Source organism: Leclercia sp. GHBNCSD (assembly GCF_055805075.1).
Genome location: NZ_JBQVYO010000001.1, coordinates 2,197,069 through 2,215,615 on the forward strand (window position 1 = coordinate 2,197,069; position 18,547 = coordinate 2,215,615).

Below are 18,547 nucleotides of genomic sequence, written 5' to 3' on the forward strand. Positions count from 1 at the left end.
CAAAAAAGTGCCAGGATGATTGCTCCCTGAACTATTTCCCCGCGAGTTAATTATGTTAACCCTGTTTCTGACCGTGGCGCTGGTGCATATTGTGGCGCTGATGAGCCCTGGCCCCGACTTTTTCTTCGTGTCCCAAACGGCGGTGAGCCGTTCGCGCAAAGAGGCGATGATGGGCGTGCTGGGCATTACCCTTGGCGTTATGGTCTGGGCTGCCCTGGCCCTGCTGGGCCTGAACCTGATCCTCGCTAAGATGGCCTGGCTGCATAACATCATTATGGTCGGCGGCGGTCTCTATCTGTGCTGGATGGGCTATCAGATGCTGCGCGGGGCGTTCAAAAAAGAGGATAACGAAGCGTCTGAGCCTAAAATGGAGCTGGCAGCCAGCGGACGCAGCTTTGTGAAAGGGCTGCTGACGAACCTCGCTAATCCAAAAGCCATTATCTATTTCGGCTCGGTATTTTCACTGTTCGTGGGTGAGGATGTCGGTGCCGGGGCGCGCTGGGGCATCTTCCTGCTGATCGTCCTGGAGACGTTTGCCTGGTTCACCGTGGTGGCAAGCCTGTTTGCGTTACCCTCCATGCGACGCGGCTACCAACGTCTGGCGAAGTGGATTGACGGCGTTGCCGGCGCGTTATTCGCCGGCTTCGGCATTCACCTGATCCTGTCGCGTTAAGCGTGCCTTGCTGATGCCAGCAGCGCACCCACCAGCATAAACAGCGAACCGAACACTTTATTCAGGGCCTTCATCTGACGAGGCCCTTTAATCCATGCCGCAATCCGCGTAGCCAGCGTCGCATAGCCAATCATCACAATGATATCGACCACAACAGTGGTCAAGCCGAGCACCACGTACTGCATGATCTGGGGCTGATGCGGCACGATGAACTGCGGAAACAGGGCGGCAAGAAAGACGATGCTCTTCGGGTTGGTCAGGTTCACAAATACCGCCCGCTTAAACAGTTTTCCCCTGCTTTGCGTCTGGGCGAGCGTGTTGAGGTCAAGGGACCCTGCGGCGCGCCACTGCTGAATACCCAGCCAGATCAGATAGGCTGCCCCGGCCCATTTCAGCACTTCGAAGGCCAGCACCGAACGGGAGAAGAGCGTGCCGAGCCCCACGCCGACCAGCACAATGTGAATAGCCAGCCCGGTTTGCAAGCCGGCAATGGACGCCGCTGCGCCGCGATAGCCGTGGTTCATGGCGGTGGTCATGGTATTGATCGCCCCTGAGCCCGGTGAAAGGCTGAGGATAATGGATGTCAGCAGGTAGGCGAACCACCACTCAAAGGTCATTTGAAACTCCCGAATCGTCTATTTTTATGCCACAATACGCTAATGTTGCGTCATTTTACGGCCTGTCACAAAAAAACGATATTCCTTGGCTTACAGGGGCGTAAACCCGATGTTTCAGCTGAATAAGGACTGGGAAACGCGAGAAAAGGCATTTGCTGCTTTCTCCATGGGACCGTTGACCGATTTCTGGCGCCAGCGCGAGGAAGATGAGTTTACGGGCGTTGGGGATATCCCGGTACGCTTCGTTCGTTTCCGTGATGAAAAAAATGACCGGGTGATTGTCGTCTGCCCCGGACGTATCGAAAGCTACATCAAATATGCCGAGCTGGCGTACGATCTGTTCCATCTGGGTTTTGATGTGTTAATTATCGACCATCGCGGGCAGGGACTTTCCGGTCGGATGTTGCCGGATACCCATCGTGGCCACGTGGAAAACTTCAGCGATTACGTCGACGATCTGGCCGCATTCTGGCAGCAGGAAGTGCAGCCCGGCCCGTGGCGCAAGCGCTATATTCTTGCGCACTCCATGGGCGGCGCCATCTCTACGCTCTTTTTGCAGCGCTACGATCACCAGTGCGATGCCATTGCGCTTACCGCGCCGATGTATGGCATTGTGATACGTTTTCCGGACTGGATGGTGCGCCATCTTCTCGACTGGGCTGAGGGCCATCAGCGCATTCGTGAAGGCTACGCCATCGGAACAGGACGCTGGCGGGCTTTGCCGTTTGCCATCAACGTCTTAACCCACAGCCAGCAGCGTTATCGCCGCAACCTGCGTTTCTATGCCGATGAGCCGCGCTTGCGCGTTGGCGGCCCCACCTGGCATTGGGTACGCGAAGGTATTCTGGCGGGTGAAGAGGTGTTGGCGGGTGCCGGTCAGGACGATACGCCCACGCTCATCCTTCAGGCTGAAGAGGAGCGGGTGGTGGATAACCGCATGCACGACCGCTTCTGTGAACGCCGGGCCGCAGCCGGTCACCCTTGCGAAGGGGGTAAACCGCTGGTCATAAACGGCGCGTACCATGAGATCCTTTTCGAAAAGGACGCCATGCGATCGGTCGCACTCCACGCCATCGTCGACTTTTTCGACAGGCATAACTGATATTCACCAGAGGTTAAATTTTTCTATGTACCAGGTTGTCGCGTCTGATTTAGATGGCACGCTGCTCTCCCCCGATCACACTTTATCGCCCTACGCGAAAGAGACCCTGAAACTCCTGACCGCCCGAGGCGTGAATTTTGTCTTCGCCACCGGTCGCCACCACGTTGATGTGGGGCAGATCCGCGATAATCTGGAGATCAAATCCTATATGATCACCTCCAACGGCGCCCGCGTGCACGATCTGGACGGTAATCTGATCTTCACCCATAACCTCGATCGCGACATCGCCACCGATCTGTTCGGGATCATGCACAACAACCCCGACATCATCACCAACGTCTATCGCGACGACGAGTGGTTTATGAACCGTCACCGCCCGGACGAGATGCGTTTCTTTAAAGAGGCGGTATTCAACTATTCGCTGTATGAGCCGGGTCTGCTGGAGCCGGAAGGCATCAGCAAGGTGTTCTTCACCACCGACAGCCACGAAGCGCTGCTGCCGCTGGAGCAGGCGATTAACGCCCGCTGGGGCGATCGGGTTAACGTTAGCTTCTCCACGCTGACCTGCCTGGAAGTGATGGCGGGCGGCGTCTCCAAGGGGCATGCCCTTGAAGCGGTAGCCAAACGCCTGGGCTTTGATCTTAAGGACTGCATCGCCTTTGGCGACGGCATGAACGACGCCGAAATGCTCTCCATGGCGGGCAAGGGCTGCATCATGGAAAACGCCCACCAGCGCCTGAAAGATCTGCACCCGGAGCTGGAAGTGATCGGCACTAACGGCGATAACGCGGTGCCAAAATATCTGCGTAAGCTGTTTCTTGAATAATCTTCATTTGGTTGTTTAACGTTCAGTTGTCAACCGCGGAGTTCGCTACAATGCCTGTCCATCTTTTCAAGAGACAAGCATTGTGGCGCTACTCATTATCACCACTATTCTGTGGGCCTTCTCCTTTAGCCTTATCGGTGAATATCTCGCCGGATATGTCGACAGCTATTTCTCGGTGCTGATGCGCGTAGGGCTGGCGGCGCTGGTGTTCCTGCCGTTCCTGCGTACGCGCGGACAAACGCTGAAAACCCTTCTGCTGTACATGCTGGTAGGCGCGATGCAGCTCGGCATCATGTACCTGTTCAGCTTCCGCGCTTACGTCTACCTGTCGGTATCGGAATTCCTGCTGTTTACCGTGCTCACGCCGCTCTATATCACGCTGATTTACGATCTGCTGAGCAAACGCCGTTTGCGCTGGGGCTACCTGCTGAGCGCGGCGCTGGCGGTGGTGGGTGCGGCGATCATTCGCTACGACAAAGTGAGCGACCACTTCTGGACCGGGCTGATGTTTGTCCAGCTCGCCAACATCAGCTTTGCCATCGGCATGGTGGGGTATAAGCGTTTGATGGAAACCCGTCCGATGCCGCAGCACAACGCCTTTGCCTGGTTTTATATGGGGGCGGCGATTGTGGCGGTCGCGGCGTGGTTTATGCTGGGGAACCCACAAAAACTGCCGACCACGACGGTGCAGTGGAGCGTGCTGGTCTGGCTGGGGGTGGTGGCATCCGGGCTGGGTTACTTCATGTGGAACTACGGCGCCACGCAGGTTGACGCCGGAACGCTCGGGATTATGAACAACGTTCACGTCCCGGCAGGCCTGCTGGTGAACCTCGCCATCTGGCAGGAACAACCGCACTGGCCGAGCTTCATTATTGGGGGGACGGTGATCCTGGCTTCACTGTGGGTGCATCGCCGTTGGGTCGCTCCGCGCTCCGGACAAACGGCAGATGATCGCAAGCGTGATTCCGCGCTGAGCGAATAAAGGCCTCGGTAACCGGTTGACGCTGCTCGCCATCGCGTACGGCGGCGTACAACCGGCTCCACAATCCCTCGCCCAGGGTTCTGGTCACCACCAGGCCCTGGCGTTCAAAGCTCTCCACCACCCAGTGTGGTAACGCGGCAATACCCATGCGGGCCGCCACCATCTGAATTAACAGCAGAGTATTGTCCACGCTTTTCAGCTGCGGGCTGATACCCGCCGGCTGAAGAAAGTGACGCCAGATATCCAGACGACTGCGCTGGACCGGGTAGATCAGCAGCGTTTCGGTCGCCAGATCTTCCGGCGTAATGCGCGTTCTGGCAGCCAGTGGATGATCCGGGGCCAGCACCAGGCGAACTTCAAAATCAAACATCGGCGAATAGTGCAGGCCACTGCGCGGCAGAATATCCGAGGTCATGACCAGATCCAGCTCGCCCTGCTGGAGTGACGGTTGCGGGTCAAAGGTCACGCCGGATTTAAAGTCCATCTCCACCTGCGGCCATCTCTGGCGGAAGTTCTCAAGCGCGGGTGTCAGCCACTGGATACAGCTGTGGCACTCAATGGCGATGCGCAGCCGGGTTTGCTGGGGCTCATGGCAGGCCTGCAACGCGCTGGCGATCTGCGGCAACACCTGATTCGCCAGCTGCAGCAGGATCTCACCCTGCGGCGTGAAGCGTAGCGGCTGACTCTTACGCACAAACAGACGAAAGCCAAGGCGCTGTTCCAGATCGCTGAACTGGTGGGAAAGGGCGGATTGCGTCTGGTGCAGCGCCGCCGCCGCCGCCGCAAGAGAGCCGCAGTTCCGCAACGCCTGGAGCGTTTTCAGGTGTTTTATCTCGATCATGAATGTCCTTCACTTCGCCATGAACAATTTGCGCTTGAGGAATATACAGTACCTACACATTATGGAAGTGTAAACATCTGGACGGCTAAATACTGAAAATTCCATAAGGAGCACATCATGACAATTCGCAACCATACCCTCGGTTTCCCGCGCGTCGGCCTGCGCCGCGAGCTGAAAAAAGCGCTCGAAAGCTACTGGGCGGGTAACGCCACCCGTGATGAACTGCTGGCGGTGGGACGCGAACTCCGTGCCCGCCACTGGGATCAGCAGAAGCAGGCGGGCATTGACCTGCTGCCGGTGGGCGATTTCGCCTGGTACGACCATGTTCTGACGACCAGCCTGCTGCTGGGCAACGTGCCGGCTCGTCATCAGAACAACGATGGCTCGGTAGATATCGACACCCTGTTCCGCATTGGCCGTGGCCGTGCGCCAACGGGTGAACCCGCGGCGGCGGCAGAGATGACCAAATGGTTCAACACCAACTACCACTACATGGTGCCGGAGTTCGTGAAGGGCCAGCAGTTCAGACTGACCTGGACCCAGTTGCTGGATGAGGTGGACGAAGCCCTGGCCCTCGGCCATCAGGTGAAACCTGTTCTGCTGGGGCCGGTAACGTACCTGTGGCTCGGTAAAGTGAAGGGCGAACAGTTTGATCGCCTGAGCCTGCTGCATGAGATCCTGCCGGTGTACCAGCAGGTGCTGGGCGAACTGGCGAAACGCGGCGTTGAGTGGGTACAGATCGACGAACCGGCGCTGGTGCTGGAGCTGCCGCAGGCATGGCTGGATGCCTTCAAACCGGCATACGACGCCCTCGCGGGCCAGGTGAAGCTGCTGCTCACCACCTATTTCGAAGGCGTGACGCCAAATCTCGATACCATCACTGCGCTGCCGGTGCAGGGGCTGCATGTTGATCTGGTGCACGGTAAAGATGACGTGGCAGAACTCCATTCCCGTCTGCCGTCCGACTGGCTGCTCTCTGCCGGGCTGGTGAACGGTCGCAACGTCTGGCGCGCCGATCTGACAGAAAAATATGGTCAGATTAAAGAGATCGTTGGTAAACGCGATCTGTGGATCGCCTCATCCTGCTCCCTGCTGCACAGCCCGATCGACCTCAGCGTCGAAACCCGTCTGGATGCCGAAGTGAAGAGCTGGTTTGCCTTTGCCCTACAAAAATGCGAAGAGCTGGCCCTGCTGCGCGATGCGCTGAACAGCGGCGATACGGCGGCGATTACCGCATGGAGCGCGCCAATTCAGGCCCGCCGCCACTCTACCCGCGTGCACAACCCGGCGGTTGAGAAACGTCTGGCCGCCATCACCGCGAAGGAGAGCCAGCGTCAGAGTCCTTATGAGGTGCGTGCTGAAGCCCAGCGTGCCCGCTTTAAACTCCCGGCCTGGCCAACCACCACTATCGGCTCCTTCCCGCAGACCACCGAGATCCGTGGCCTGCGTCTGGACTTCAAAAAGGGCAATCTGGACGCTGGCAACTACCGCACCGGCATCGCCGAACATATCAAGCAGGCGATTGTGGAGCAGGAGCGCCTGGGGCTGGATGTGCTGGTCCACGGCGAAGCCGAGCGTAACGACATGGTGGAGTACTTCGGTGAGCATCTGGACGGTTTCGTCTTTACCCAGAATGGCTGGGTGCAGAGCTACGGCTCCCGCTGCGTGAAGCCGCCGGTGGTGATCGGGGACGTCAGCCGCCCGGAAGCGATCACCGTTGAGTGGGCGAAGTATGCCCAGTCCCTGACCGACAAACCGGTAAAAGGCATGTTGACCGGGCCGGTGACCATTCTCTGCTGGTCCTTCCCGCGTGAGGATGTGACGCGTGAGACCATCGCGAAGCAGATCGCGCTGGCGCTGCGTGACGAAGTGGCGGATCTGGAAGCCGCCGGTATCGGCATCATTCAGATTGACGAACCGGCACTGCGCGAAGGACTGCCGCTGCGTCGCAGCGACTGGGATGCCTATCTGAAGTGGGGGGTGGAAGCCTTCCGCATCAACGCTGCGGTGGCGAAGGATGAGACCCAGATCCACACCCACATGTGTTACTGCGAGTTCAACGACATCATGGACTCCATCGCCGCGCTGGATGCCGACGTGATCACCATCGAAACCTCACGCTCGGATATGGAGCTGCTGGAGTCGTTTGAAGAGTTCGACTACCCGAACGAGATCGGCCCGGGCGTCTATGACATTCACTCCCCGAACGTCCCGAGCGTAGAGTGGATTGAAGCCCTGCTGCAAAAAGCGGCTCAGCGCATTCCGGCAGAGCGCCTGTGGGTGAACCCGGACTGCGGCCTGAAAACCCGCGGCTGGCCTGAAACGCGCGCCGCACTGGCGAACATGGTGAAGGCGGCGCAGAATTTGCGTCAGGGTTAACCCTGGCGCACGTTTGCCGGGCGGCGTGTGGCTGCCCGGCCTACGTACGACCTTCCTGAATAATTAAAACTCTCTTGCTATTACCATATAACCATTAAACCTGACTGAGCATTCATCGTCATTTATAAGGCCAGAAGCAATGAATATATCTTCCTTTTTTTTCTTGTTGATATAAGTGTATTTTACAGTGAGGGATTGAGTGTTGTTTTCATAATAACTGTCCAGGTAAGCACCCTCGGGTATTGTCGCTTTTCCCTGTGCCACAGCCATTTCATAATCGATTTTTGCTAATGATTGCGCGTACAGTTTTGATACAGGAGAAAGGTCAATAATTTTAATGGTTGTTTTGTTTCGCTGAATAGTCGACGTATCAATTTGTAAGTCTCGCGAAATGGCATTGAATAAAGCGGTCTCCATTGACGCACCGACAATAGCACATCCATTATTATTTGCGTGCGTAAGAAAAGGATAAATAATCAATAGGTAGAGAGATTTTTTATTAAGCATTAATCCTCCACAACGAGTATTTTATCACTGCTTGCAGCAATGATTTTACGACTGGATAAAGTTAGGATGATACATCCGTCGGATGCCTCTCCCGGATGCAATGAACTTTCCCCATGTATCATGAAGCCATCCCGACCGCACATATCGTTCCCGGCGTAGGGAGTTAATCTCATTGTCCATGCTTTGGTTTTAGAATGATAAAAAGCGGGTCCTATTGTATACGTTCCTCTTGGTAGCGGGCCTTTGTTTTTTACACATTCATTTGCTGAGTCGTTTTTAAACCCAGGCCTACCTGCATACTGACCATCAAACTGATAAGTGCCATCCAGATAAAATGAGTGCGAACTTACTTTATAAACCCACGTCATACCGTAGCCTCCTCCTCAGCATCCCATCTGTCTGTATGAATAATATTTCCATCCAGATAGTGCCATGTGATTATTTAATAAGCTAAATAAAAGGCTTCAAGGTGATTGTGCCTTTCAAAGGTGGTATTTTTAATGTCGAACATTAACGGTTCTATTCCATGAACCCTGACATTTTCCATCATTATACGGAAATATTCCTCTTCCTGACCATTATAATTGATACGGAAAAACTTAAGCTCTGCTTGCTTAAATTTTTGACCAGTAGATACGCCTTTATAAAGGTAAGGCGATGAGCTATCAATTTCTTTGATTAAAGCAAAGTCACCATGGATACGTTTGCCAGTAATTTTACCTGTAAGGTTGTCCGTGGGAAGATCGACAGAATGCATAAACTCTATAATCTCAATGCTTCCTTCTCTTCCTTGTATATCAACTGAACCTTTAACCTGATTTCTTGTATGGTCTGTTAACCAAAGATATACCGGTATAGCCATCCTGTAACCTCCTGTTTGGCAAGTAATATGGATGCCAGCGTACGCCCCACATACAGGAGAGAAAAGCATAACTGTATGGTTAATTTCCTAAAGCGTTTGTAATTTATGATGGCTCACAAAATCAGGGAGGCGATTGTTATTTAAATAGTGATCCTCTCTGTAGAATATATAAATAGATGTTTATATTGCTGGAATTAATAACCATGGATTGTACGCCCGGCAGACGTGCCGGGCGTAAGGGTATTATTTTTTAATGCCATACTGCGCAAACCACGCCAGCATCCGCTGCCAGCCATCCTTCGCTGACTCTTCGTGATAGCTCGGACGGTAATCGGCATTAAACGCGTGACCCGCTCCCGGATAGACCACAATCTCCGCCGTTGCGTTCGCCGCCCGCAGGGCATGACGCATCGTCTCGACGGTATCCAGTGGAATGCCGGTGTCTTCGGCGCCATAGAGCCCCAGCACGGGGGCGTTTAAATCGGTAGCCACATCCACCGGATGCTTTGGTGAGTTCAGGGTTTTCTCGCCGACCAGTTTGCCATACCACGCCACGGCTGCTTTCAGCTGCGGGTTATGGGCGGCATAGAGCCAGCTGATCCGTCCGCCCCAGCAGAAACCGGTCGCCAGCAGACGATGAGGATCGCCACCGTTGCGCGCTGCCCAGTTGGCGACATGATCGAGATCCGCCAGCACCTGCGCGTCCGGCACTTTACTGACCAGATTGCTGAACAGGGTAGGGATGTCGCTGTACTCGTTCGGATCGCCCTGACGGAAGTAGAGCTCCGGCGCGACCGCCAGATAGCCTTCCAGCGCCAGGCGGCGACAGATATCGCGAATATGCTCATGTACGCCGAAAATTTCCTGAATCACGATGACGATCGGCAATGCCCCTTGCGCATTTTTGGGCCGGGCATGGTAAGCAGGCATATTATCGCCCTGGGTCGGAATCGAGGTCTCCCCGGCGGTAATCGCCTCGTCGGGGGTAGTGACAACGGTTGAGGCTTGCAGATCAGCAGCAGGGGCAAATCCAGATGTTCCAGTCATGGCATTCTCCGTACCAATTAGCGCAAAAGTAAATATAGTCCGCAGGTTAACAATCCACAGTGCCCGAAACAGGCTATCTTTTGTGCAACAGATAACGATATAAGTCGTTAATGTGATGTTAATCACTATTTCATGGTAATTAAATGCAATCAATTTCATTCGCGGTGATATCTGTCACGAAATTAAGCTATATGCTCCGGTAAAGTACCGCTTTGCTTCTGCTGACAAACTGACCCACAGAGGAGTTTTCTATGTCTAAGTCTGATGTTTTTCATCTCGGCCTCACTAAAAATGATTTACAAGGGGCTACGCTCGCTATCGTCCCTGGCGATCCTGAGCGTGTGGAAAAGATCGCCGCGCTGATGGATAAGCCGGTTAAGCTGGCAGCCCATCGCGAATTCACGACCTGGCGGGCAGAGCTGGATGGCAAAGCGGTGATCGTCTGCTCAACCGGTATCGGTGGCCCGTCTACCTCTATTGCCGTTGAAGAGCTGGCACAGCTGGGCATCCGTACTTTCCTGCGTATCGGTACGACCGGTGCGATCCAGCCGCACATCAACGTTGGCGACGTACTGGTCACCACCGCGTCCGTGCGTCTGGACGGCGCGAGCCTGCACTTTGCCCCGATGGAGTTCCCGGCAGTGGCCGATTTCGAGTGCACCACCGCGCTGGTGGAAGCCGCGAAATCCGTCGGCGCAACCACTCACGTTGGCGTGACCGCCTCCTCAGACACCTTCTACCCGGGCCAGGAGCGCTACGATACCTTCTCCGGTCGCGTGGTCAGCCGTTTCAAAGGCTCGATGGAAGAGTGGCAGTCTATGGGCGTTATGAACTATGAAATGGAATCCGCTACGCTGCTGACCATGTGTGCAAGCCAGGGTCTGCGTGCCGGTATGGTTGCGGGTGTCATTGTGAACCGTACCCAGCAAGAGATCCCGAACGCCGAGACCATGAAGCAGACCGAAAGCCACGCGGTGAAAATCGTGGTGGAAGCGGCCCGCCGCCTGCTGTAATTACTCCTTTTCTTTGCCAAAGGCCGACCCGTTCGGCCTTTTTCTTTGCGTAGCCCCTCGCAGAAAACCCTTTTCAAACTGGACGTTTATACAGCACAATTCTATTTTGTGCGGGTCATACCTTGATGCAGGGGGCGTCGTGGATATTTCCATCCTTTTTTATGTCGTTATCGCGCTGGTCAGCGTCGGCGTGGGCTGGTTGTTCGCCAGCTATCAGCATGCTCAGCAAAAAGCCGATCAGCTGGCCGAACGTGAGGAGATGGTGGCTGCCTTAAGCGCGCTGAAACAACAGGCGGCGCAAAGCGGACACTGGCGCGACGAGTGCGAGCTACTCAATAACGAACTGCGTAATCTGCGGGATATCAATACCTCGCTGGAAGCCGACCTGCGCGAAGTCACCACCCGCCTGGAATCCACCCAACTGCATGCGGAAGATAAAATCCGCCAGATGATCAACAGCGAACAGCGCCTGAGCGAGCAGTTCGAAAACCTGGCGAACCGCATCTTTGAGCAGAGCAACCGCCGTGTTGACGAGCAAAACCGTCAGAGCCTGAACGGTCTGCTGACTCCCCTGCGCGAACAGCTGGACGGTTTTCGTCGCCAGGTGCAGGACAGCTTTGGCCAGGAGGCGCGGGAGCGACACACGCTGGCCCATGAAATTCGCAATCTCCAGCAGCTAAATGCCCAGATGGCCCAGGAAGCGATCAACCTGACCCGGGCGCTGAAAGGCGACAATAAAACCCAGGGCAACTGGGGCGAAGTGGTGTTGACCCGCGTACTGGAAGCTTCCGGCCTGCGTGAAGGGCATGAATATCAGACCCAGGTCAGTATCGAAACAGAATCTCGCGCGCGGATGCAGCCGGATGTCATTGTCCGCCTGCCGCAGGAGAAGGATGTGGTCATCGATGCCAAAATGACGTTGGTGGCCTATGAGCGTTACTTTAATGCCGAGGACGACTACACCCGCGAGACGGCGTTGCAGGAGCATATCGCCTCGGTGCGGAACCACATTCGCCTGCTGGGGCGTAAAGATTATCAGCAGTTACCCGGCCTGCGTTCGCTTGACTATGTGCTTATGTTTATCCCGGTTGAACCCGCCTTCTTACTGGCGCTGGACCGCCAGCCGGAGCTGATCTCCGAAGCGTTAAAAAACAACATTATGCTGGTCAGCCCGACCACGCTGCTGGTGGCGCTGCGTACCATTGCTAATCTTTGGCGCTACGAGCATCAGAGCCGCAATGCCCAGCAGATTGCCGATCGCGCCAGCCGGTTGTACGACAAAATGCGCCTGTTCGTCGATGACATGTCGTCCGTTGGGCAGAGTCTGGATCGCGCCCAGGATAACTATCGTCAGGCGATGAAAAAGCTGGCCTCCGGTCGCGGCAATCTGCTGGCTCAGGCCGAATCGTTCCGCAGCCTTGGCGTGGAGGTTAAACGCGAGATTAATCCGGATTTAGTCGAGCAGGCCACCGCGCAGGATGAAGAGTACCGGTTGCGTGGCGAGGGCGATGTTCAAAAGACAAACAATACGTTAGCAGAGGCACACGCGTCGGCAGACCTGTAGGGCGTTATTCCTGGGGTGGTTGAATCGTAGGGCAAATTCGCCCAATCTGTTACACTTCTCGTACATTTGATTGATAAGCAGGCTCTGAGATGGTTGAAGATTCACAAGACACAACGCACTTTGGCTTTCAGACTGTCGCTAAAGCGCAGAAAGCTGACATGGTGGCCCACGTATTCCATTCCGTGGCGGCGAAGTACGATGTAATGAATGACCTGATGTCATTCGGCATTCATCGCTTGTGGAAGCGCTTCACTATTGATTGTAGCGGCGTGCGTCGTGGGCAAACCGTGCTTGATCTGGCGGGCGGGACCGGCGACCTTACCGCGAAATTCTCGCGTCTGGTAGGGGAAACAGGCCGCGTTGTGCTGGCTGATATCAACGACTCCATGCTGAAAATGGGGCGTGAGAAACTGCGCAATCTCGGTGTGGTCGGCAACGTTGAGTACGTCCAGGCGAACGCCGAGGCGCTGCCTTTCCCGGATAACACTTTTGACTGCATCACCATCTCGTTCGGTCTGCGTAACGTCACCGATAAAGAGAAAGCGCTGCGTTCCATGTACCGCGTGCTGAAACCGGGTGGACGCCTGCTGGTGCTGGAGTTCTCTAAACCGATTATTGAGCCCCTGAGCAAAGCGTACGACGCTTACTCTTTCCACATTCTGCCGCGCATTGGTGAAGTGGTTGCTAACGATGCCGACAGCTATCGCTACCTGGCCGAGTCCATCCGTATGCACCCTAACCAGGACACGTTAAAGGCTATGATGCAGGATGCGGGCTTTGACAATGTTGATTACTTCAACATGACCGCGGGCGTTGTCGCCCTGCATCGCGGGTACAAGTTCTGAGTGGAGGTGGCAGATGCCGTTTAAACCCTTGATCACAGCCGGTGTTGAAAACGTACTCAATACCTTTCTGTATCGCTCGCCCGCGCTCAAAACGGCACGCCAGCGACTGAACGGTAAAGTGCTGCGCGTGGTGGTAAAAGAGTTTTCGACCCCGCTGGTGCTGGTATTTAGCGAGCGTCAGCTCGACGTGCTGGGCGAGTGGGAGGGCGAGGCTGACTGCTCTGTTATCACCCATATGAGTACGCTGCCTAAACTGCGCGATCGCCAGCAGCTCACCGCCCTCATCCGTAGCGGTGAGCTGGAAGTCGACGGCGATATCCAGGTGGTACAAAACTTCGTTTCGCTGGCTGACCTGGCGGAATTTGATCCGGCTGAACTGCTGGCTCCCTGGACGGGCGATATTGCCGCAGAGGGGATCAGTAAAGTGCTGCGCGGCGGTGCCTCATTGCTGAAAAAAGGTTTTCAGCGTCAGCAGCGCTATGCTGCGGAGGTGCTTACCGAAGAGTGGCGCATGGCTCCCGGGCCGCTGGAAGCAGCATGGTTTGCAGAAGAAACCGCCGCGGTTGAACGTTCGGTTGATGCACTGACTAAAAGGCTTGAAAAGCTGGAGGGCAAATGACGCCAGGTGAAATTCGGCGCCTCTATTTTATCATCCGCACCTTTTTGAGCTACGGGCTCGATGAGTTGATCCCTCGAATGCGTATTACCTTGCCGCTGCGCCTCTGGCGGCAAACGCTATTCTGGATGCCAAATCGCCATAAAGACAAGCTGCTCGGTGAGCGGCTGCGGCTGGCGTTGCAGGAGCTGGGTCCGGTATGGATCAAGTTCGGCCAGATGCTCTCGACCCGCCGCGATCTCTTCCCTCCCCAGATTGCCGATCAGCTGGCTCTGCTGCAGGATAAAGTCGCCCCGTTCGATGGCCGGCTGGCAAAGCGGCAGATCGAAAAGGCGATGGGTGATATCCCGGTAGAAAGCTGGTTCGATGACTTCGACATCCAACCGCTGGCTTCGGCCTCTATCGCCCAGGTTCACACCGCGCGGCTGAAAGAGAACGGCAAAGAGGTGGTCATCAAGGTGATCCGCCCGGATATTCTGCCGATCATCAGAGCCGACATGAGACTCATCTACCGTCTGGCTCGCTGGGTGCCGCGTCTGTTGCCTGATGGCCGTCGCCTGCGTCCGATGGAAGTGGTGCGTGAATATGAAAAGACGCTGATTGATGAGCTGAATCTGCTGCGTGAATCGGCGAACGCGATTCAGCTGCGCCGCAATTTTGAAAACAGCCCGATGCTGTATGTGCCGGAGGTCTACTCCGACTATTGCAGCCAGGACATGATGGTGATGGAGCGCATCTACGGCATCCCGGTATCGGACGTCGCGACCCTCGAAAAGCAGGGCACCAACATGAAGCTGCTGGCCGAGCGTGGCGTACAGGTCTTCTTTACCCAGGTGTTCCGCGACAGCTTCTTCCATGCCGACATGCACCCCGGCAATATCTTCGTGAGTTACGAGCACCCGGAAGATCCGCAATACATCGGCATTGACTGCGGTATCGTCGGCTCGCTGAACAAAGAAGATAAGCGCTATCTGGCCGAGAACTTTATCGCCTTCTTCAATCGCGATTACCGTAAAGTGGCTGAACTGCACGTCGACTCCGGTTGGGTTCCTCCGGACACCAACGTCGAAGAGTTTGAGTTCGCTATTCGGACGGTTTGTGAGCCTATTTTCGAGAAACCGCTGGCGGAGATCTCGTTTGGCCATGTGCTGCTGAACCTGTTCAATACCGCCCGACGCTTCAATATGGAAGTGCAGCCGCAATTAGTTTTACTTCAGAAAACATTACTTTACGTTGAAGGGGTGGGGCGGCAACTCTATCCTCAGTTAGACTTATGGAAAACGGCAAAACCGTTCCTTGAGTCCTGGATCAAAGACCAGGTTGGGCTGCCTGCCCTGGTCCGCTCCCTGAAAGAGAAAGCACCTTTCTGGATCGAAAAAATGCCCGAACTGCCGGAACTGGTGTACGACAGTTTGCGTCAGAGCAAAAACTTGCAACATAGCGTAGATAAAATCGCTCGTGAGCTGCAAACCAATCATGTGCGTCAGGGCCAGTCACGGTATCTGTTTGGCATAGGCGCCACGCTGTTGTTAAGCGGCACGCTATTGCTAATCAACCGTCCTGACTGGGAGTTGATGCCCGCCTGGCTGATGGCCGGTGGAGTGGTGGTCTGGCTGGCAGGATGGCGTAAAACACGCTGAATTGCATCGCTATCGCAGGGCCGCATAACGTATAATGCGGCCTGATTAATTTATCATCTACAACTGAGGAAGAAGTATGGGTGGTATCAGTATCTGGCAATTGGTGATTATTGCCGTCATCGTCGTGCTGCTTTTCGGTACCAAAAAACTGGGTTCTATCGGTTCCGATCTTGGCGCCTCCATCAAAGGCTTCAAGAAAGCGATCAAAGACGATGACGAGAAGCAGGACAAATCCAGCCAGGACGCGGATTTCACTGCTAAATCTATCGCCGATAAACCAGACGACGTCAAAAAGGAAAATGCTAAACGCCACGATAACGAGCAGGTGTAATCCGTGTTTGATATTGGTTTTAGCGAACTGCTGCTGGTATTCGTGATTGGCCTCATTGTACTGGGGCCACAGCGTTTGCCGGTGGCAGTAAAAACAATTGCAGGCTGGGTGCGGGCGCTACGTTCGCTTGCGACAACGGTTCAAAACGAGCTGGCGCAGGAGCTTAAGCTGCAGGAGTTTCAGGACAGCCTGAAAAAAGTGGAGAAGGCGAGCATGGATAACCTGACGCCGGAACTCAAAGCCTCCATGGATGAACTGCGCGAAGCGGCGGAATCCATGAAGCGCTCCTACAGCGTTAACGACCCGGAAAAAGCGAGTGATGAAGCCAACACCATTCGCAATCCGCTGGTCAAAGATAACGAAGCGCAGCACGAAGGCGTGACGCCTGCTACCGCAGAACACCAGGCCAGTGCGCCCGAACAGACGCCTTCAGAGCCGGTGATCAAAAATTCAGAACCGACGCCAGCGTCCGCAGAGAAGAAGCCTGCCCCCGTCGCTGATGCGTCCCCCTCGTCGAGTGATAAAGCGTAAATATGGCAGTAGATGAAACTCAACCGCTGATTACGCACCTGATCGAGCTGCGTAAGCGCCTGCTGAACTGCATTATTGCGGTCTTCCTCATTTTTATAGGCCTGGTCTATTTCGCCAACGACATCTATCAGGTGGTCTCTGCGCCGCTGATTAAACAGATGCCGCTGGGTGCAACCATGATTGCGACCGATGTCGCGTCGCCCTTCTTCACGCCGATTAAGCTGACCTTCTGGGTGTCGCTGATTGCTTCTGCCCCGGTGATCCTTTACCAGGTCTGGGCCTTTATTGCCCCTGCGCTGTATAAGCATGAACGCCGTCTGGTGATCCCGCTGCTGGTCTCCAGCTCGCTGCTGTTTTATATCGGCATGGCCTTCGCCTACTTCGTGGTTTTCCCCCTGGCCTTTGGCTTCCTGGCAAACACCGCGCCGGTAGGGGTCCAGGTCTCGACGGACATTGCCAGTTATCTGAGCTTTGTGATGGCGCTGTTTATGGCCTTCGGCGTGGCGTTTGAGGTGCCGGTTGCCATCGTGCTGCTCTGCTGGGTGGGGATCACCACGCCGGAAGACTTGCGTAAAAAGCGTCCGTACATTCTGGTGGGTGCCTTCGTCATTGGCATGATGCTAACGCCGCCGGATGTCTTCTCGCAAACCCTGCTGGCAATCCCGATGTATTGCCTGTTTGAGGTCGGCGTCTTCTTCTCGCGCTTCTATATTGGAAAGCGACGTGAAGATCACGAGGAAGAGTCAGAAGAATAAAACCAACCGCCCGCCAGGGCGGTTGTCATATGGGAGCGAGTATGTTTGATATCGGTCTGAACCTGACCAGTCCCCAGTTTGCCCAGGATCGCGATGAGGTCGTTGCCAGGGCCTTCGCTGCCGGGGTAAAGGGCTTACTGCTGACGGGCACCAACCTGCATGAAAGTGAGCAGGCGCAGCAGCTGGCGCAACGTTACGATCGCTGCTGGTCAACGGCAGGCGTTCATCCTCACGACAGCAGCCAGTGGACGACAGAGAGCGCAGATACGCTGCGGGCGTTAGCCGCCTCGCCTGAGGTCGTGGCAATCGGAGAGTGTGGCCTCGACTTTAATCGCAACTTCTCCACCCCCACCGAGCAGGAGCATGCCTTTAGCGCCCAGCTTGCACTGGCCGCGGAGCTGGGTATGCCAGTATTTATGCACTGCCGTGACGCTCACGAACGCTTTCTGGCGTTGCTGGAACCCTGGCTGGATAAACTGCCCGGCGCGGTGCTGCACTGTTTTACCGGCACGCGTGAGGAGGCGATAGCTTGTCTGGATCGTGGCTTATATCTGGGGATCACCGGCTGGGTCTGCGATGAACGGCGCGGGCTGGCGCTGCGTGAACTGTTACCGGTTATTCCTGCCGAACGCCTGCTGATTGAGACCGATGCGCCGTACCTGCTGCCGCGCGATCTCAGCCCTAAACCGGCCTCAAGGCGTAATGAGCCAGCCTGGCTGGGCCATATACTTGAGCGGGTGGCCCACTGGCGCGGCGAAGAGACGCAGTGGCTGGCTGCGCAGACGGATGACAACGTGCGTCGTCTGTTTGGCGTCGACTTTTAAACTTTGCGGAAACTGGTGTTTTTCACGCTCTGCTTCACTTCTTTATTCAGCAAGTTCAGCAGCAGCATGGAGCGGGCTTCCCCATCCGGCTCAGCGAAAATCGCTACCAGCCCTTCGAACGCCCCTTCGGTGATCACCACATCATCGCCGGAGAAGGGCGTATCAGGATCGGTCATGCCTTCTGGCTGTTTATAAACCGAGAGCTGGTGGATGACGGAAGAGGGCACCGTGGCCGGATGAACGCCAAAGCGCACGAAGTGGCTGACGCCGCGTGTCGCATTGATGGTGGTGGTGTGGATCACTTCAGGGTCGAATTCAACAAACAGATAGTTAGGAAACAGCGGCTCGCTGACGGTTGTACGTTTACCGCGAACCATTTTTTCCAGCGTGATCACAGGCGTCAGACAGTTCACTGCCTGGCGTTCCAGATGTTCCTGAGCACGCTGAAGTTGCCCACGCTTGCAATACAGTAAATACCAGGCCCGCATAATGACTCTTTTCCGCTTGTTATGCCGGCAAGCATATCAAAACCCTGGCGGGATCGCTAAGCTGATTATAATGGCAGTACGCAGAAGAAGCCGTGAATCTTCAC

At 55.4% G+C, this 18,547-nt stretch carries 20 protein-coding genes and 1 pseudogene; 14 read left to right on the forward strand and 7 right to left on the reverse strand.

Annotated elements, in window-relative coordinates:
• Positions 1–52: 52 nt before the first annotated feature.
• A complete protein-coding gene (gene rhtC, locus ACT3IC_RS10590) occupies positions 53–673 on the forward strand; it encodes a threonine export protein RhtC (protein ID WP_103177436.1) in 621 nt (206 codons plus the stop codon).
• On the opposite strand, the gene rhtB is transcribed toward rhtC, so the two are convergent.
• Positions 670–1,290 (reverse strand): homoserine/homoserine lactone efflux protein, encoded by a 621-nt coding sequence (rhtB, locus tag ACT3IC_RS10595; RefSeq protein WP_103177435.1) that lies wholly within the window; start codon positions 1,288–1,290, stop codon positions 670–672. The two genes, rhtC and rhtB, sit on opposite strands and share 4 nt — an antisense overlap.
• A gap of 109 nt (positions 1,291–1,399) precedes the next feature.
• Here rhtB and pldB point away from each other — a divergent pair, with 109 nt between their 5' ends.
• The 3 genes from pldB to ACT3IC_RS10610 all read left to right on the forward strand — a co-directional run bounded on the left by pldB (position 1,400) and on the right by ACT3IC_RS10610 (position 4,200).
• Positions 1,400–2,392 carry a lysophospholipase L2 gene (gene pldB / locus ACT3IC_RS10600; protein WP_103177434.1) on the forward strand — a complete coding sequence of 331 codons (993 nt, stop codon included), beginning with the start codon at positions 1,400–1,402 and terminating at the stop codon, positions 2,390–2,392.
• A 25-nt stretch (positions 2,393–2,417) separates the two neighbouring features.
• Entirely contained in the window at positions 2,418–3,218 is an 801-nt protein-coding gene (gene yigL, locus ACT3IC_RS10605) for a sugar/pyridoxal phosphate phosphatase YigL (RefSeq protein ID WP_103177433.1), read from the forward strand.
• Between the two features lie 82 nt (positions 3,219–3,300).
• On the forward strand, positions 3,301–4,200 hold the full coding sequence (locus ACT3IC_RS10610; protein WP_103177432.1) for a carboxylate/amino acid/amine transporter: 900 nt from the start codon (positions 3,301–3,303) through the stop codon (positions 4,198–4,200).
• Here the strand turns inward: ACT3IC_RS10610 and metR are convergent.
• Complete coding sequence (gene metR, locus ACT3IC_RS10615; protein WP_156240006.1) at positions 4,088–5,041, reverse strand: HTH-type transcriptional regulator MetR; 954 nt, start codon at positions 5,039–5,041, stop codon at positions 4,088–4,090. The genes ACT3IC_RS10610 and metR overlap by 113 nt on opposite strands.
• 117 nt (positions 5,042–5,158) lie before the next feature.
• Here metR and metE point away from each other — a divergent pair, with 117 nt between their 5' ends.
• Positions 5,159–7,420 (forward strand): 5-methyltetrahydropteroyltriglutamate--homocysteine S-methyltransferase, encoded by a 2,262-nt coding sequence (gene metE, locus ACT3IC_RS10620; RefSeq protein WP_159340427.1) that lies wholly within the window; start codon positions 5,159–5,161, stop codon positions 7,418–7,420.
• A 63-nt stretch (positions 7,421–7,483) separates the two neighbouring features.
• Here the strand turns inward: metE and ACT3IC_RS10625 are convergent, their stop codons facing one another.
• From ACT3IC_RS10625 to ACT3IC_RS10640, 4 genes and pseudogenes are all read right to left on the reverse strand, one after another.
• Positions 7,484–7,927, reverse strand: a complete 444-nt coding sequence (locus ACT3IC_RS10625; protein ID WP_214422507.1) for a Shiga toxin A subunit — start codon at positions 7,925–7,927, stop codon at positions 7,484–7,486.
• Positions 7,927–8,295, reverse strand: a complete 369-nt coding sequence (locus ACT3IC_RS10630) for a tlde1 domain-containing protein (RefSeq protein WP_103177428.1) — start codon at positions 8,293–8,295, stop codon at positions 7,927–7,929. The genes ACT3IC_RS10625 and ACT3IC_RS10630 overlap by 1 nt, the downstream gene beginning before the upstream one ends.
• Positions 8,292–8,789: pseudogene (locus ACT3IC_RS10635) on the reverse strand (Hcp family type VI secretion system effector). The gene ACT3IC_RS10630 and the pseudogene ACT3IC_RS10635 overlap by 4 nt, the downstream one beginning before the upstream one ends.
• A 243-nt stretch (positions 8,790–9,032) precedes the next feature.
• Positions 9,033–9,836, reverse strand: coding sequence for a dienelactone hydrolase family protein (locus tag ACT3IC_RS10640; RefSeq protein ID WP_103177426.1), 804 nt, complete (start codon positions 9,834–9,836; stop codon positions 9,033–9,035).
• 251 nt (positions 9,837–10,087) lie between these two features.
• Between ACT3IC_RS10640 and udp the strand changes: the two genes are divergently transcribed.
• From udp to tatD, 9 genes are all read left to right on the forward strand, one after another.
• Positions 10,088–10,849 (forward strand): uridine phosphorylase, encoded by a 762-nt coding sequence (gene udp / locus ACT3IC_RS10645; RefSeq protein WP_045417628.1) that lies wholly within the window; start codon positions 10,088–10,090, stop codon positions 10,847–10,849.
• 139 nt (positions 10,850–10,988) lie between these two features.
• Entirely contained in the window at positions 10,989–12,413 is a 1,425-nt protein-coding gene (gene rmuC / locus ACT3IC_RS10650) for a DNA recombination protein RmuC (RefSeq protein ID WP_103177425.1), read from the forward strand.
• 89 nt (positions 12,414–12,502) lie between these two features.
• Complete coding sequence (ubiE, locus tag ACT3IC_RS10655; RefSeq protein WP_103177424.1) at positions 12,503–13,258, forward strand: bifunctional demethylmenaquinone methyltransferase/2-methoxy-6-polyprenyl-1,4-benzoquinol methylase UbiE; 756 nt, start codon at positions 12,503–12,505, stop codon at positions 13,256–13,258.
• Between the two features lie 13 nt (positions 13,259–13,271).
• Positions 13,272–13,877 carry a ubiquinone biosynthesis protein UbiJ gene (ubiJ, locus tag ACT3IC_RS10660; protein WP_103177423.1) on the forward strand — a complete coding sequence of 202 codons (606 nt, stop codon included), beginning with the start codon at positions 13,272–13,274 and terminating at the stop codon, positions 13,875–13,877.
• Positions 13,874–15,514, forward strand: a complete 1,641-nt coding sequence (gene ubiB / locus ACT3IC_RS10665) for a ubiquinone biosynthesis regulatory protein kinase UbiB (protein ID WP_103177422.1) — start codon at positions 13,874–13,876, stop codon at positions 15,512–15,514. Before ubiJ ends, ubiB begins: the two co-directional genes overlap by 4 nt.
• 76 nt (positions 15,515–15,590) lie before the next feature.
• The gene (gene tatA, locus ACT3IC_RS10670; RefSeq protein ID WP_103177421.1) at positions 15,591–15,845 is read left to right on the forward strand and encodes a Sec-independent protein translocase subunit TatA; all 255 of its coding nucleotides are present in this window, start codon (positions 15,591–15,593) and stop codon (positions 15,843–15,845) included.
• Positions 15,846–15,848: 3 nt separating this feature from the next.
• Positions 15,849–16,376 carry a Sec-independent protein translocase protein TatB gene (tatB, locus tag ACT3IC_RS10675; protein ID WP_103177420.1) on the forward strand — a complete coding sequence of 176 codons (528 nt, stop codon included), beginning with the start codon at positions 15,849–15,851 and terminating at the stop codon, positions 16,374–16,376.
• Between the two features lie 2 nt (positions 16,377–16,378).
• The gene (tatC, locus tag ACT3IC_RS10680; RefSeq protein WP_103177419.1) at positions 16,379–17,131 is read left to right on the forward strand and encodes a Sec-independent protein translocase subunit TatC; all 753 of its coding nucleotides are present in this window, start codon (positions 16,379–16,381) and stop codon (positions 17,129–17,131) included.
• 41 nt (positions 17,132–17,172) lie between these two features.
• On the forward strand, positions 17,173–17,955 hold the full coding sequence (gene tatD / locus ACT3IC_RS10685; protein ID WP_103177418.1) for a 3'-5' ssDNA/RNA exonuclease TatD: 783 nt from the start codon (positions 17,173–17,175) through the stop codon (positions 17,953–17,955).
• Here the strand turns inward: tatD and rfaH are convergent.
• Positions 17,952–18,443, reverse strand: coding sequence for a transcription/translation regulatory transformer protein RfaH (gene rfaH / locus ACT3IC_RS10690; RefSeq protein WP_103177417.1), 492 nt, complete (start codon positions 18,441–18,443; stop codon positions 17,952–17,954). The two genes, tatD and rfaH, sit on opposite strands and share 4 nt — an antisense overlap.
• Positions 18,444–18,547: the final 104 nt, after the last annotated feature.

What these genes read in the sequence shown, in the direction of transcription:
- rhtC (WP_103177436.1), top strand. Translation starts at nt 53, where the DNA reads ATGTTAACCCTGTTTCTGACCGTGGCGCTGGTGCATATTGTGGCGCTG.
- rhtB (WP_103177435.1), bottom strand. Translation starts at nt 1,290, where the DNA reads ATGACCTTTGAGTGGTGGTTCGCCTACCTGCTGACATCCATTATCCTC.
- pldB (WP_103177434.1), top strand. Translation starts at nt 1,400, where the DNA reads ATGTTTCAGCTGAATAAGGACTGGGAAACGCGAGAAAAGGCATTTGCT.
- yigL (WP_103177433.1), top strand. Translation starts at nt 2,418, where the DNA reads ATGTACCAGGTTGTCGCGTCTGATTTAGATGGCACGCTGCTCTCCCCC.
- metR (WP_156240006.1), bottom strand. Translation starts at nt 5,041, where the DNA reads ATGATCGAGATAAAACACCTGAAAACGCTCCAGGCGTTGCGGAACTGC.
- metE (WP_159340427.1), top strand. Translation starts at nt 5,159, where the DNA reads ATGACAATTCGCAACCATACCCTCGGTTTCCCGCGCGTCGGCCTGCGC.
- ACT3IC_RS10625 (WP_214422507.1), bottom strand. Translation starts at nt 7,927, where the DNA reads ATGCTTAATAAAAAATCTCTCTACCTATTGATTATTTATCCTTTTCTT.
- ACT3IC_RS10630 (WP_103177428.1), bottom strand. Translation starts at nt 8,295, where the DNA reads ATGACGTGGGTTTATAAAGTAAGTTCGCACTCATTTTATCTGGATGGC.
- ACT3IC_RS10640 (WP_103177426.1), bottom strand. Translation starts at nt 9,836, where the DNA reads ATGACTGGAACATCTGGATTTGCCCCTGCTGCTGATCTGCAAGCCTCA.
- udp (WP_045417628.1), top strand. Translation starts at nt 10,088, where the DNA reads ATGTCTAAGTCTGATGTTTTTCATCTCGGCCTCACTAAAAATGATTTA.
- ubiE (WP_103177424.1), top strand. Translation starts at nt 12,503, where the DNA reads ATGGTTGAAGATTCACAAGACACAACGCACTTTGGCTTTCAGACTGTC.
- ubiJ (WP_103177423.1), top strand. Translation starts at nt 13,272, where the DNA reads ATGCCGTTTAAACCCTTGATCACAGCCGGTGTTGAAAACGTACTCAAT.
- ubiB (WP_103177422.1), top strand. Translation starts at nt 13,874, where the DNA reads ATGACGCCAGGTGAAATTCGGCGCCTCTATTTTATCATCCGCACCTTT.
- tatA (WP_103177421.1), top strand. Translation starts at nt 15,591, where the DNA reads ATGGGTGGTATCAGTATCTGGCAATTGGTGATTATTGCCGTCATCGTC.
- tatC (WP_103177419.1), top strand. Translation starts at nt 16,379, where the DNA reads ATGGCAGTAGATGAAACTCAACCGCTGATTACGCACCTGATCGAGCTG.
- tatD (WP_103177418.1), top strand. Translation starts at nt 17,173, where the DNA reads ATGTTTGATATCGGTCTGAACCTGACCAGTCCCCAGTTTGCCCAGGAT.
- rfaH (WP_103177417.1), bottom strand. Translation starts at nt 18,443, where the DNA reads ATGCGGGCCTGGTATTTACTGTATTGCAAGCGTGGGCAACTTCAGCGT.